This window comes from Roseburia sp. AM16-25, from assembly GCF_003473825.1.
Taxonomy (GTDB): domain Bacteria; phylum Bacillota; class Clostridia; order Lachnospirales; family Lachnospiraceae; genus Pararoseburia; species Pararoseburia lenta.
In genome coordinates, this window is sequence record NZ_QUCW01000001.1 from 607,875 (window position 1) to 621,982 (window position 14,108).

Consider the following 14,108-nt stretch of genomic DNA (forward strand, 5'->3'; position numbering starts at 1 on the left):
TCCTACTCAACGCGAGCCACAAAAACTCTATCTCTGCTCTTTATAAATGCATCTTCTGTCACAGAAAAACTACTTTCCAGGCGGATATCCTCAGAAGATGATCCGATCCGTAGTCTGATCTCGCCCTTTTCTATCTTCCACTGCATATCCTCGTCTAAGAATGCCATCTGGGACGGAGAAACCTCCACCTGAATCTTCTTAGTTTCCTGTGGCTGCAATGTCACACGGGCAAAACCGATCAATTCCTGCATTGGTCTTGCCAGTGATGCATAGACATCCTTGCCATAGATCTGTACAATCTCGGTTCCTGCAAGATTTCCTGTATTGGTAAGGGTAAAAGATAGTTGCACTGTCTCATCCGGTGCGACTTCTTCCTTATTGCAGGAAAGATTGGAATATTCAAAGGTCGTATAGGATAGCCCTCTGCCAAACGCATAACGTGGTCTGTGGGAACAGTCTACATAATTCTTAAATCCGATACTATCCCCCTGACTCCAGGCAGAGCCATTGTACAGATTATACTGTAGCGGCAACTGTCCGGCGTGAATTGCTGTTGTTACCGGCATCTTTCCACTTGGATTGTTGATACCAAGCAAAGTCTCCGCAATCGCCTGTGCCCCCATCTCCGATGGATTCCAAGCCTCAATGATGGCATTTAAGTATTTGTCTGCAATATCGCTGGAGATCGGTCGTCCATTCATATGCACGCCGACCATAGGAATCTTTAATTCTGCCGCTTTTTGGATCAGAACATCCTGACAGATCGGCAGATTGATATTTGTTCCATCCACGCCCTCGCCCATAGAAGATACCGAGCAGGAGCCATGCTTGCCGCCCAGCATAAAGATGACCAGATCTGCTCCTTCCATAGCCTTTAACGCCTCCGCATGATGGGAGCAGTCATCCCCGGCTATCGGATAGCCATAGGTCCATACGACTTCTGTCTCCGGCATCATTTCCTGCATTTCTTCTAACAGACTCCTACAATCCGGTTTCTGCAAACGAAGCAGATTGTCCATTTCCTCAATATCATCACTCTGGATATTGGTTCCCGGGATCAACTGATATCCGGCATTTGTAATTGCTGTTTCAATATCCACGCCCGCCATGGCATTGTATGCCGCAAATGGTGCCTCAGCCATGGAAAGATGGGTATATCCTCCAAAGAAAAAGCGGGCATTTTTTGCCTGCGGACCAACTAGCACGATCTTCTTTGTATGATTCTTGACCGGCAATGTGCCATCATTTTTCAAAAGTACCATAGACTCTCTGGCAGACTGTAGGGAAATCTTTTTATCTTCTTCTGTATTGCCATAAAATTTTTTCTCTAATTCCTGACCGGTGTAGGCAAAAGGATGTTCAAAAAGCCCCTGACGGAATTTGGCGGTCAAAGCCTGTTTTACCGCCCGATCCAGATACTGCATATCGTATTCCCCAGACTTGAACTTGGCGATAAAGTCATCATTGTATGCCTCTCGCATCGGCAATTCTACATCCATGCCGGCACGGATAGATGCATAACCTGCCTGATCCATGGTCTCATAAAGTCCCTGAAAACGATGCTGATTTCCGATTGCACCGTAATCTGCCAGAACTTCCCCGTCAAAACCCATCTCCTCACGCAAGACCTGTGTCAGCATCTTTTTATTGGAAGAAGATGCACTGCCACCCGAAGTGCAATAGCAAGGCATGACACCACGCAGATTACCGTCTTTGATGGCAATCTGAAATGGCTTTCCAAACTTTTCGATCATTTCCCGGTCACTCACAGATACATCTGCACCATGGATACCGCCAGTCGACTTGTGAAATCCCATAAAATGCTTGGCACAGGCATCACAACGTCTGCCATTGTCCGCGTCTACATGATCCTGTATGCCCCTGGTATAGGATGCCCCCATAATGCCATTTAGCGTCGGGTCTTCACCATAAGTCTCGCCCTCGCGTCCCATTCTCGGATCCTGTGTGACATCCAGAACCGGTGCCAAAACCTGTGTGATTCCAACTGCCTGTTCCTGACGACTGACGATTTTCCCGATTTTTTCTTCCAATTCCACATCAAAAGAGGAACCTCTGCCAATGCCTGATGGAAAACTCATGGCATCCTGAATAAAGGCTCCGCAAAGCCCCTCCATATGAAAAGTTGCAGGGATATGATGTGGACTTTTTTCCATGACGTTCTTTTGTATTTCTATCTGCCAGTCCACACACTCACGCATGGTCTTTTTCTGGCGCATCTCAAGTGTTGATACCTGTCCGATACCATAGTCAATCTGTCCCGGTTCATCCACCTGTTGTGCCCAAATACCGGAAACCTGATACACTTTTTCCTCTACTGACAAACGCCCAAGCAGATCCTCTGCCCTTTCTTCCGGTGTCAGGGATGAATCTAAATATTTTTCACTCATATACATAACCTCACTCATTTCATCATGATATCTTTATCTTATCTGCTTACTTTAAATCACTCTATCCAGCATTCCGATACTTTTTATCCGAAATCCGATAGGCAGAATCTAACTTAAAAAATCCGCTTCTGCTTCCACTTTCCACTGTAAAAACGCCCCGCCGACAACATGGCTGACAAAACCGCTGCCGGAATCATGCTATACCAGATACCCATATGCCCCAAAGAAAGCCAACTTGTACAGGCAAACATAAAGAGGATATTGGCAACAACCTCAACCACTCCATTCCACAAGGTAAAAAAGGCATCGCCTGCTCCATTGAGCGTCGCCTTAAAAATATAGATAATCTGACGGATCAACATACATGCGCCATTGATCAGCAATCCCGGGATTGCCAATCCAGCAATCATCGCATCACCCACAAACATCGCTACCAAAATCTGTCTGCCGGCAAGAATGATAGCCATGCAGACAAGGGAATATATACTTGTGATGTATAAACTACGCCGACAGCCCCGGTAAATACGATCGTATTTTCCTGCGCCGGTATTCTGCCCGGCAAAATTAGCCATCGCCATGCCGTAATAGCCAAATGGCAGCATAAAAAATTCATTCAAACGACATACAATCGTATAGGCTGACATGACCTGACTGCCAAAGGAATTGACAATTCCCTGACATACCACTCCCGAAATGGATGCCATGGCGTTTTGCAATGCCAAGGGGATCCCTAATTCACAAATTTTCTGGATCAGATGCCAGTCCGGTTGCATATCCTGCCCCTGTAACTGCATACAGGCAAGATGTTTCCTGCCGTGCAGCCAAAGACCAATCACAGATACACCTTGTGCCACAACAGTCGCGATCGCCACACCTGCGACGCCCATAGAAAAATATAGACCAGCACAATATCCATCCCTACATTGATCAGGCTGGATATGACAATATAGATCAGGGGTGTGACCGAATCTCCCAGAGCACGCAGAATCTGGGAAATCGTGTTATAGGCGGCTGTAATCACCATAGCCCCACAGACCAGTCGCATATAAACCAATGCGTAGGTCAGATTTTCTGCCGGTGTTCCCATAAGAAGCAGGATAGGACGGGCTAGGATCAAGCCAATCAGTCCCATAACAAGCCCGGATGCCAATGTCACATAAACCGAATTTGCAACCACCTGCTTTAATTTCTTTTCGTCCCCGGCACCGAAGGACTGGGCAGCGCAGATATTGACACCGCCGGACAATCCGACGCAAAGTGCCATAAAGAGATTGACAATACCTGCCGCGGCTCCCACAGAACCGAGGGCTACAGGGCCAACATAGCGTCCGACCACGATGGAATCGACAAAAGTATATAATTGTTGAAAGGCCGCACCGACCAGCATGGGAAGCATAAATCGCAGAATCTGCATCACCTCATTGCCCTCGGTCATATGTATGGTCTTGCTTGATTTCACTCTATAGCCTCCTCATTCTGTGTATTTATATGTTTTTATGCTTCTTCCATTACTTCTGCATTTTGTCTGCGTTCCTCATTTTCTTTTCGCATACCATCAATCTTTTTATCCAGAGTATAGAACTTCAAGCAGAAAAGAACCACGGCAAAGAAAGCCGCAGGAATCAAACTGTAAAGCAAACGGATCATCATAAGGGCAGAATCCGGTAAAACTGCTGTATCTCCAGCACTTCCGACGTAACCGGATGCAGCCATAAGTACCCCACAAAGGAAGGTTCCGATAGCAGAACCGATCTTATTGGCAAAACCATTTATACTTCCCAGTGTTCCTTCCATACGAGGTCTGCCACACCATTCATTGTAATCTGCACACTCAATGATCAGAAGCGGTCCCATCATAGAAATCGGTAAAGTTCCCATTCCCATCAAAATATTACCGGTTGCCAACAACGCCATATTATCCTTTGCAAGGAATAAAACAAGACCCGCTACGATATAGAAAACACATCCTAACTGAATCAGGTTTTTTACACTCATTTTCTTCAACATAGCCGGATATGCAATCATGGTAAGCATGGCAACAACCGTAAAGAGTGACATAATTCCCATCAGGCTTAAGTTCTTTACAATATAGGTAAAATAGTAAACCGATACACCAAAACCAGATATAATCTGTGCCACCAAAGTAACCAGCGCTACAAAATAGATGTACTTATTCGTTTTTAAAAGAGTAATAACTTCTTTGAAATTAACACTTGCACTTCCGGCATCCACATCATATTTCTCCGGTACAAAGAAGAAGCGGAGGATTCCAATAATAGCAAGTGGTGCTGCAAGCATAAGAATCATATGGCTCCATTTTCCGGCATCTGTACCTGCATTTGCCATCATAGTCGGGAATACCACATTAAAGACTGCAACACCAGCGACCGTTACCAAACCTCCGATGGAACTCAATTTGACATAGGTCTGCTGACTATTAAATGCTCTTACCATATAGGCTGTGTTATTTGCATTTAGTAAAGTATTAAATACTGACTGTGCCATAGTATATGCCACAACGACCCAAACACACTTTGCCACCGTTGACAAAGATGTTGGCACAGAAAATACCGCCCATGTTGCGACCCAAAGACCAATAATAGCAAATTCGTAAGGTCTTGCCTTGCCCAACCTGGTATGTGTCTTATCAACAAGATAACCTGCCAAAATATCGGTCACACCGTCAAAGATCTTGGATGCCATGAGCAGTGTTGCAACTAAGGCTGCATTTAATTCTAAAACATCCGTGCAATAAAATACGATATAACCGATCAGCACTGCCTGAATACCGGCGGACATAGTTCTAAAGTTCCATGTCCAGAATTTTAATATTCCAACTTTTCCCTTTTTCTCTTCTTTCATTTCTGTTCCCATTCTTAACCCTTCCTTCTCTTATGGTAAATCTACTCTACAATGACCTTCACACGATCTAAGTTCTTGCACTGGGTGAAGATGTCGCCGGCATCGCCATGACGGTTGCTTGCCACCTTGATAACCGGATAATAGATACCCGGCTTGGTGAATACATGGTCTGCTTCAATCTTGTATGTAGTATCATCCACTGCCTCGATGACCTCATCATTGGACCAGTCATTTGTCTTTTCATAATCCCATGCTGCATGTGTTACTTTTCCAGCCTTGGGCGGAACTTCGATCACTGCCTTGAAGCATATGTTTTCACCGACTTTTGCTCTGGTCACCTTGCCGTCATAGTCGCTTTGTCCTGCTGCATTTTCTACTACTGCTGATACAACCGGCTGCATGCCGCCACGCTCTTTTGCCCCCTTTGGCAAAGTAATCTGTCCGTCTGCATAGGTATAATTCATGGTATCAAACGGCTCGATCCCCTTTTCACACCATGCAGCCACATCCAAGAGTGCCTGATGCAGAGTTCCTAAATAATCTACCTGATTTTGCGGATCGTCCAGATAACCCGCACGATCGTCATGGATACTATTGTCATGATAGTAGAGGCGGAAATGGTCCTGCTCATCAATACCACAGCGTCCGATCGCCTTGCGATACCAGTCTCCATGCCATGGGCAGGCACTTTCGTCCATCATGGAACATATGCCGATTACCTTGCCATGGATATTTCCCGTCGGCATCAGTCCTGCACCACTGATGGCTGTCATTGGTGCCACCAGCATAGGCAGTTGTGTGTATTTCGGACTGCCGTCCTCATTGCGAAACTGATCATACACATCATAAGTCTCGTCCGGCAACTGATGTCTGTGGAAACACTGCATGGCAATAGCATCGCCATTGTCAATCATAACCTGATCTCCCGGCTTCAACTCTTTGAAAGGATTTTCATGCTTGCCGTCGTTCTCCGGATGGAGTTCCAGCATATTCCCATCTATACTGCTAATATTGATTTCCTTTCCTGCACATGCACCATCTAAGACTTTAAAACGACAATGATAGGTATAGGTATCTGCCGGTATTGCATCCTTCAAATATATATGCGGTAATTTTTCTCCACCAAGGATTGTATTAAGCCAACTGGTATCCACCGTATTTTTTTCTTCTTCTGATAATTCCGGTTCCGCATAGTCATAGTCCAAATGCTCCACTGTCGTCACAAGTTTCATATGGGCTCTAGCCTCATTACTCTCAGGGTCTGCCCCTTCATAGCCTTCCTTTTCCCAGAAATCCTTAAAGTAAGTAGGAAACATCTGATAAACTGCCGGAACCAGTACCATGAGTGCACCGTCTCCCATATATGGATAATCAAACCATGCTTTGGGTGGAAATCCCATGCTGGTCGCCTCTTTTAACGCCTGCTTCTGGTCTTCGTTTAAGCCCTCATAGATGTCACCGCTCCCGCCGGGCTCCTGCGCTGTAACGACTTTTTGCATACCTTCTTCGCCGAGCAGACGTACTGCACGCATACGCGGTGCAAAGACATTTGGTGCTGCCATTGGATTTGCCATCACATAAGGAACCGCTCCATCCCAAACGCCATCCGTTCCCTCAATACAGCCCATAACCTTGAAAGACCCGCCACTGCCGCCAAAGACATAACCATAAGGTCTCTCCTCTGCCTCATAAATGCGTTTTGCAACTTTTCGCGAAAACTCTGCCGTATTTGCACTGACCTTATAAAGGCGGCTGGAGTCTCCTCCTAACATAAATCCGCCCTGATTGGAAACCACAAAATATGCTCCATGTGTGAGTGCAAAGGCAATTTTATTATCCTCGCCCGTCTGACTTTCTGTCGCATTTTCACTTTCCGGTGCCGGAGACAAATACTGGAAAAATCTACCCTCATATTTCTCTTTTTCCGGGAAATATAAGGCAAATCGCGCCTCACTTTCGCCATTGATATCCGTACCATGGAATCCACCATGCACATAATAATGACGAACTGGCGTATCGCGCCATTCCTCAACATCAATGTATGGATCTCTGAAATACGGATCTTCTGCCGGTACATATAATTTATCTTCCATCTTTCTTCACTCCTTTGAAATGGTTTTCAATAACGTTATCTTGTAAAAAAAAGATAGCATATGAAAATTTTTGATTATGTCATTTTTTTCTTGTTGTTGATAATTTTTTATGATATATTCCAAGAAAAAGCGCTATGGAAAGAAGGCACCCATATGTTAGAAAATTTGACCAGACAGGAATTAGATGAATATACGCTTGCCACCGGCATCCCCATCCATATCTTTTATGAGCAGGAGATCCGCTACAGTTCCAATATTGCCGCACAGATCCAGTTATATAATCTTCCTCTCTATCTTTTGTCCAGTCTGCCAAAGGAACTCCCGGATACCTGGATTACTACAACAAGAGAAAATCTTTATTTTGGAGGACTGCGAATTCAAGAAACCGGTGAAATTCTACTTTTTGGTCCCTTCCTGCTTACAGATTGCACCCTAAAACAGGCAAAAGCCATCTTGGCGCGCTTAGGACAAGAAAAAAGAGATGCCATGGACTTCCGTCAGCAATTGAACTTGATCCAACATATTGGCGTGCCACAACTGCGGCACCATGTATCTCTTTTGTATTTGCTGCTAAACCATTGTACTGCGCCGGAAATTTCCAGCATTTCTTTTACTTGGGAACATCTCGTCCCAGCACAACTCCCGGTAATTTTAAACGACGAAGATCAAGACAAAAATGCAGCACAATCTGCCTATGTAGAAGACCATATTGTAGATTGTGTAAGACATGGCAAGACAGATGAACTGGTTGGTTTTTTTAATGCTATCCTGTTGGACTCCTCCGGCAATGAACCGGATAACTTTGACCTGGAACTCCGCCGGGGTTACATCTTTGGTGCCAACACCATGTTATCCCGCGTTGCCCGCGCTGAGGGATCAGATCTTGCAACTGTCAATACCATATCCGACTACTATATTGATCAACTGCTTCACGCAAAGAATGTCAATGAGTTGAACTATCTCTTTTACCAGTTTTCCACTCACTACACGGAAGAAGTACGTAAATTAAAGACCCTGCACACCAATTCCATGATCGCCAATCAGGTCAACGCCTATATCCAATCACATATTTACGAAAAACTGTCCACCACGCGAATTGCAGATGCCCTTGGCTTTAGTAATTCTTATGTCTGCAGCGAATTCAAAAAAGCCACCGGCACCACCATTACCAAGCATCTGACCGCTTGCAAGATAAATGAAGCTAAATATCTCTTGGAACGCGGAGAATACTCTGCAACGGAGATTTCGGATATGCTACAGTTTTCATCCGTTACCTATTTTTGTAATACTTTTAAAAAATACAGTGGCATGACACCCTTGGAGTGGAAGAATAAGCAGGAGGCTATCTAAGAAACTCATTTTTACTGGATACAAAAAGTGCACCCTGATATGGATGCACTTTTTTATGGAAGATTATAATTTTTTACTGTTATATAGATTTCTATGCTGTCTTATCCCTTCTCGGTTTTCTCATGCGCTCATAGGCGATATGGATATCACTTTCGGACATTGCCTTTTGTGCGGCTTCTTCCTCCGCCTGATCTACTTGCTCTTGCAAATTCTCCTCGGCTTCATCAAAACGGTCGATGGTCTGATCCCACTCTTTTTGCGTATAAGCCTTTCCACCGATCATGATGGAGTCTGCTTCTTCGATCTCACCCTTGGTTTCCTTAATCTTTCTTTCCATCATAAGGGCATTTAAGATCAGGAACTGGTCTTTGGCATTAAACATGCCGATCACATCAGACAACTGCCCTAAATTATCTTTATTAACAACCAAATATCCCCCACCAGATAATTGGATATTTAAACACTTAGACTTATCCGACGTATCTCCCAGATGCAACTGGTTCTGCTTCGTATCCAGACGGAAGATAACGCCATTGTAATTGATTTCTCCATCTTTTGCCAGATAATCATATGGCGCATGTCCGCCGCTCATATCGCGGTTCGGCAACTGGATCGTATCTGCGAAACTGTCGTCCTGCCGCTTTGCGCTCTTTAAATTTTGAATGTTTTGCGTATTTCTGATGTCGTTGATTCCTAATTCCATACCTTCTCCTTTTTGCCGATTATAGTGTCATTACCTTTTATATCGGCAGAAAGCATGAAAAATGTAGTTTACCGTCCGTTTTACCCTGCAGTTACTATAACTTTCTTCCCAGAAAAAGCAATTCCTAATTTCATCAGTTCCTTCGTTCCCTCATTTCTCATTTCATCCGCATAATGTTTCGAATCAATCTGTACTAATGCCTTTTCCGAAAGACTTTGTAATTCCCTCTCTGAAAGATCTCTTGCCCATTTGAGTTCCATGATAATGCCCGGATACTTTTTCTCTTTTGGAATCAACCCGATGTCATAACGACCTTCACCCGCTTCCCGGTTGGAACGTATCTTGTATTGATTGTCTAATAAAGCCATCAAGCCTAATAATAAGCCATGATAGAACCCTTCTGCCCCTGCATCATAGAAACTGATCGTTTTTTTCATGTATTCCATAATTGCGGTTTGCAGTTTCGCCATATCATTTACATACAGACTTTCTGCGATTTTATTTGCTGTAGACTGTGTAATAAGTCCCACTTGTAGCAAATGTGAAAGAACCTCTCCTTTATATACCGCTGCAATTTCCTTATTGGGAATCGAAATCTGACACATAAATGCTCCGTCCGGTTGTAATTCCTTTTTGACCGCCTTTAAATATCCGGCAACCATCAACAGGCTATAGACATTCGCCGGCTCTTCCGTTAGTGAACGATAGACAACATTTTGATTGATACATGCCAATACCGTTTCTCCTTGCAAAAGTGCAAACAATCTTTCCGTAATATCATCTGTTGCTTCCCGCAAAACATCCGCAAGTATCTCATTCTTACCTGTATTTGCCCAATATGCCTGTGGTCTGCATCCCTTTGCAATATAATTAATGACCGACCATGGATTGTAGATTTCTGTATCACCAAACAGATAGCCGTCATACCATTCCTGTAACTCAGTCTTTTTCTCCGCCACATCATAATATGACAGCATCTTGTCAACCTCACTTTCCGTAAAGCCGAAGAACCTATCATATTCTGTATCCATCACAGAATTGACTGTCAGATTATTGAGTCCGCTAAAGATACTCTCCTGCGCAATCCGTAAAATTCCTGTCAAAAATCCGTATGAAAGATTCCTGTTGTCCTTAAAAGCCCCAGAGAAGAAATTGCGCATAAAGCCAACAATATCTTCATAAAAATCCTTAGCATAGCCCTCTTGGATCGGGATATCATATTCGTCAATAATAATGATTGGGGCAATGCCATAATGCTTATGCAACATTCTGGAAAGATTCTCCAATGCTGCGGTCAATTCCACGCTTCCTGCTGTCCCCTGTAAAACTGCCCGAAAATAATCACGTTCATATTCCTCTAGTTTTTCACTTGTCAGAAGTTGACTATGTCTTCCAAACTCATCCTGTAAAAGTCCGCGGATCTTATCCATCGTGGCATCCCATGAATCAAATTTAACATCTTTAAAGGTCAGAAAAATCACCGGATATTTCCCTTGATACTTGGTATAATCTTCTCCTGCCTGCCAGATTTCCTTGTCCCTGAAATAAATGCTTGTATCCTCCTCTGATATTTCAAAGAAAACACGAAGCATATCCATATTCAAGGTCTTTCCGAATCTCCTTGGTCTGGTAAACAACGAAACAAGTGGCTTACGATCAATAAATTCTTTAATCAGCATGGTCTTATCGACATAATAATATTCTGCCTGTGCTCTTACATAATCAGAAATGCCGATAGGAAGAGGTTTCTTCCTGTAAGATTTGCCATTATTTTCTACTGTTGTTTCCCTTCGACGCAAGTCTACAGGTCGAACCACATCATCTGGAATCTGCCAACTTTTACCGACTTTTGCAGCACCAGCAATACGTCCCTGTTTACATAAATTTGCTATGCTACGCTCCGACATCTTCCATTCTTTTGCAATTTCCTTGCAGGTTTTCATAATGCTCACTCCGTCTCAATCTTATATAACACTAGTTTATATCCTTATATCGCAAATTATACCTCACTTTCCGCAATATATCAATTTACAGTTTGCGGAATAATCATTATAGTTTGCGGTTTGCGAAATATAACATCATGATCGCCAAAAAAGGAGAGCAATTCTCTTTGCCCTCCTCTCATTCCATTTTGGAATACGTTATACAATCAAATCTACGTGATTAACGGTGCCTATCTCGCCACTGCTTTCGTGGAGGTAAATTCCTGTCTTTTTGATCTCGCCATTTAACTTATGGTCGTCATCCTTTAAAGAAAACTGTGTATCCGCATTTCCAAGATATATGGCACCAACATCTGCATCCTTTAAACTGATCAGTTTGTCCTTGCCGTCCTCATCTTTTGTCCAGATCTTTAACTGGGAGAAAATGGCATCATTTTCATCGATCCAGCCATTGCCATCCGCATCATAGGCTGCCAGATCCTTAAAGCCGTCTCCGCTCTTGGTTCCGAATAATTCGGATCCATCATTGATCTTTCCATCGCCATTGCGGTCCAATGCCAGAAATCCGCTGCCCTTGCCCGCAAAAGAAATCTCTTCTTCTTTGCCATCCGTATCCAGATCAAAGAAGAATTTCTGATCGGACACACTGCCGATATCCGTATCCAGATTGATCATCAGAGGATCTGTCTTGATGTAAGACTCCACTTCCAGACTGTTGATACTTGCCGTAAATGCCCGCGACATGGAGACCTCCATATTAAAATTGATGTCCCTGCCGTCTACTGTACGCACGATTCCGCTGGTTGCAAAGGTCGTAGACTCTGCCTCGGTATAGAAACCGGAAGTCGCCGTCACCCTCTGCCAGATGGTGCCGCTGCCCGTCGTCCCGATCACCGGAAGTTCTGATCCCATACTGCTACCATCACTGCCGCTTGAACTCCAGGAACTTTCCATATCCTGATTGCGGTAAAATGGAGAACGCAGATCCAATACATTGTTGGAATCCGAAGTGGCAAGCCCGGAATCCATAAGGCTCTTGCCCTGACGCAAAAGTTCAAACATCCGCTTGATCATCTCCAGTTTGATCTTGTACTGATCAGACATTTCCAAGCGTCCGCTTCCGTTGGTCCTATTTGTGCTCTTGGTCCGCTCCAGCATCTCCTTTGCGGAACGTTCTTCATTTTCTTTGCGCTTTTGCGCGGCTTCCTGCTCCTGCTGCTTTTTATATTCCAGCATACTGGTCCGGTAATCTGCCCCGTCCATTTCCTCGGATTTTGTAAAAATTGCCCCTGCAAGATTTTTGGATGCTGCCGCCTCCATGGTCATAGACTGTTTGTAGGAAAATTTTGTTTCCTGATGGCTGGATGCCATCGCCACATTGCTGCTTGCTATCCTCATATTTTCGCACCGCCTTTCCGCTCCCTCTCTCTGTAACATACATATCGGCGGATGGTGCGATTTCATTAACCCGGGATCCTTGCAAGTTCTTTCCGTCTGCTTCTATCCCAACCATGGCATGTTGTCTATGTCCTTTTTATCCTAAATGCTTAAGCATAGCGTTTCGCCTTCTTCAAGGAAACAATCCCCACAATGAGCAGGATCGGGAAGATGATCCCCGCCAGAATTCCTTTTTTCAGATCATCCGAAGCCAGACCTGTGACAAAACCGACGAGTGTCGGACCACCGGAGCAGCCGACATCACCCGCTAACGCCAGTAGGGCAAACATGGCAGTTCCGCCATTTCGCAATGCCGCGGATGCCTTGCTGAAAGTCCCCGGCCACATGATACCGACAGACAGTCCACACAAGGAACAGCCGATCAGAGAAAAGAGTGGCGACGGTGAGAGCGAAATGCACAAGTAGGAAACAATGCAAAGCAGACTGCTCGCCTGCATAAATTTATCCAGATCGATCCGGTCACCAAACTTGCCGTAAAATGCTCTGGCACTTCCCATCAGGATGGCAAATGACATCGGACCTGCCAGATCTCCGATCGCCTTGCTCACGCCCAAGCCCTGCTCCGCAAAGGTGGATGCCCACTGACTGACCGCCTGCTCACTGGCCCCGGCACACATCATCATAAGCATCAAGATCCAGAAGATACGATTTTTACACAGTTCCCACAGGGACATACCTATTTCCCCTTCTTCGATCAATGGCGCGATCGGCACCTTGCAAAAAAGGATGCCATTGCAGACCGGAATAATGACCCATAAAAGGGCTAAGATCTTCCAGTCTGCAATGCCGAAAAACCAGAAAAAGAGGGTGGATAGCAGTACCACGCCGACATGCCCCCAGCAATAAAAGGAATGTAAAAGACTCATTGCCTTTTCCTTATTTTCACTCGGACAGGACTCCATGATCGGGCTGATCAGAACCTCGATCAGACCGCCGCCGATCGCATAAATGACCACGGCGATCAAAAGCCCGGCAAAGGCATTTGGCAAAAGATCCGGCAATACCACCAGTCCTGCCAGACCAAGCGCAGCAAAAATATGAGCCATTACGATCGACACCCGATATCCTATCTTGTCGACAAACTTTGCCGATAAAAGATCCACCAAGAGTTGGATACCGAAATTGAAGGTGATCAGCATAGTAATCTGGCTCAAAGGTATTCCATAAGAACTTTCAAAAGTTAAAAATAATAGGGGAACGAAGTTATTTACGATCGCCTGCACGATATATCCCACAAAGCAGGCATACATTGTATTTTGATATTTGTCTTTCATTTCTGTTTTCTCCTCGC

At 44.6% G+C, this 14,108-nt stretch carries 10 protein-coding genes; 1 reads left to right on the plus strand and 9 read right to left on the minus strand.

Annotated features, from left to right (window positions below):
• Positions 1 to 2: 2 nt before the first annotated feature.
• From DW183_RS02965 to DW183_RS02985, 5 genes are all read right to left on the minus strand, one after another.
• Positions 3 to 2,408, minus strand: coding sequence for a glycoside hydrolase family 3 N-terminal domain-containing protein (locus DW183_RS02965; protein WP_118280705.1), 2,406 nt, complete (start codon positions 2,406 to 2,408; stop codon positions 3 to 5).
• 113 nt (positions 2,409 to 2,521) lie between these two features.
• Positions 2,522 to 3,295: an MATE family efflux transporter gene (locus tag DW183_RS02970; RefSeq protein ID WP_118280567.1), complete on the minus strand. Its 774-nt coding sequence runs from the start codon at positions 3,293 to 3,295 to the stop codon at positions 2,522 to 2,524.
• Positions 3,241 to 3,867, minus strand: coding sequence for an MATE family efflux transporter (locus DW183_RS02975; protein ID WP_118280568.1), 627 nt, complete (start codon positions 3,865 to 3,867; stop codon positions 3,241 to 3,243). Before DW183_RS02975 ends, DW183_RS02970 begins: the two co-directional genes overlap by 55 nt.
• A 35-nt stretch (positions 3,868 to 3,902) precedes the next feature.
• Positions 3,903 to 5,282: an MFS transporter gene (locus tag DW183_RS02980; RefSeq protein ID WP_118280569.1), complete on the minus strand. Its 1,380-nt coding sequence runs from the start codon at positions 5,280 to 5,282 to the stop codon at positions 3,903 to 3,905.
• Positions 5,283 to 5,311: 29 nt separating this feature from the next.
• Positions 5,312 to 7,363 carry a hypothetical protein gene (locus DW183_RS02985; protein ID WP_118280570.1) on the minus strand — a complete coding sequence of 684 codons (2,052 nt, stop codon included), beginning with the start codon at positions 7,361 to 7,363 and terminating at the stop codon, positions 5,312 to 5,314.
• A gap of 153 nt (positions 7,364 to 7,516) precedes the next feature.
• On the opposite strand from DW183_RS02985, the gene DW183_RS02990 reads away from it, so the two are divergent.
• Positions 7,517 to 8,713 (plus strand): helix-turn-helix domain-containing protein, encoded by a 1,197-nt coding sequence (locus DW183_RS02990; RefSeq protein ID WP_158573006.1) that lies wholly within the window; start codon positions 7,517 to 7,519, stop codon positions 8,711 to 8,713.
• Between the two features lie 91 nt (positions 8,714 to 8,804).
• Here DW183_RS02990 and DW183_RS02995 read toward each other — a convergent pair whose 3' ends face one another.
• From DW183_RS02995 to DW183_RS03010, 4 genes are all read right to left on the minus strand, one after another.
• Positions 8,805 to 9,416, minus strand: coding sequence for a hypothetical protein (locus DW183_RS02995; protein ID WP_118280572.1), 612 nt, complete (start codon positions 9,414 to 9,416; stop codon positions 8,805 to 8,807).
• Positions 9,417 to 9,496: 80 nt separating this feature from the next.
• Positions 9,497 to 11,359, minus strand: a complete 1,863-nt coding sequence (locus DW183_RS03000) for an AAA family ATPase (protein ID WP_118280573.1) — start codon at positions 11,357 to 11,359, stop codon at positions 9,497 to 9,499.
• Between the two features lie 198 nt (positions 11,360 to 11,557).
• On the minus strand, positions 11,558 to 12,757 hold the full coding sequence (locus DW183_RS03005; protein WP_118280574.1) for a hypothetical protein: 1,200 nt from the start codon (positions 12,755 to 12,757) through the stop codon (positions 11,558 to 11,560).
• A gap of 149 nt (positions 12,758 to 12,906) precedes the next feature.
• On the minus strand, positions 12,907 to 14,091 hold the full coding sequence (locus DW183_RS03010; protein ID WP_118280575.1) for an MFS transporter: 1,185 nt from the start codon (positions 14,089 to 14,091) through the stop codon (positions 12,907 to 12,909).
• Positions 14,092 to 14,108: the final 17 nt, after the last annotated feature.

Excerpts from the sequence above, each read along its gene's own strand:
- DW183_RS02965 (WP_118280705.1), bottom strand. The coding sequence starts at position 2,408 with ATGAGTGAAAAATATTTAGATTCATCCCTGACACCGGAAGAAAGGGCA.
- DW183_RS02970 (WP_118280567.1), bottom strand. The coding sequence starts at position 3,295 with ATGGGCGTCGCAGGTGTGGCGATCGCGACTGTTGTGGCACAAGGTGTA.
- DW183_RS02980 (WP_118280569.1), bottom strand. The coding sequence starts at position 5,282 with ATGGGAACAGAAATGAAAGAAGAGAAAAAGGGAAAAGTTGGAATATTA.
- DW183_RS02985 (WP_118280570.1), bottom strand. The coding sequence starts at position 7,363 with ATGGAAGATAAATTATATGTACCGGCAGAAGATCCGTATTTCAGAGAT.
- DW183_RS02990 (WP_158573006.1), top strand. The coding sequence starts at position 7,517 with ATGTTAGAAAATTTGACCAGACAGGAATTAGATGAATATACGCTTGCC.
- DW183_RS02995 (WP_118280572.1), bottom strand. The coding sequence starts at position 9,416 with ATGGAATTAGGAATCAACGACATCAGAAATACGCAAAACATTCAAAAT.
- DW183_RS03000 (WP_118280573.1), bottom strand. The coding sequence starts at position 11,359 with ATGAAAACCTGCAAGGAAATTGCAAAAGAATGGAAGATGTCGGAGCGT.
- DW183_RS03005 (WP_118280574.1), bottom strand. The coding sequence starts at position 12,757 with ATGAGGATAGCAAGCAGCAATGTGGCGATGGCATCCAGCCATCAGGAA.
- DW183_RS03010 (WP_118280575.1), bottom strand. The coding sequence starts at position 14,091 with ATGAAAGACAAATATCAAAATACAATGTATGCCTGCTTTGTGGGATAT.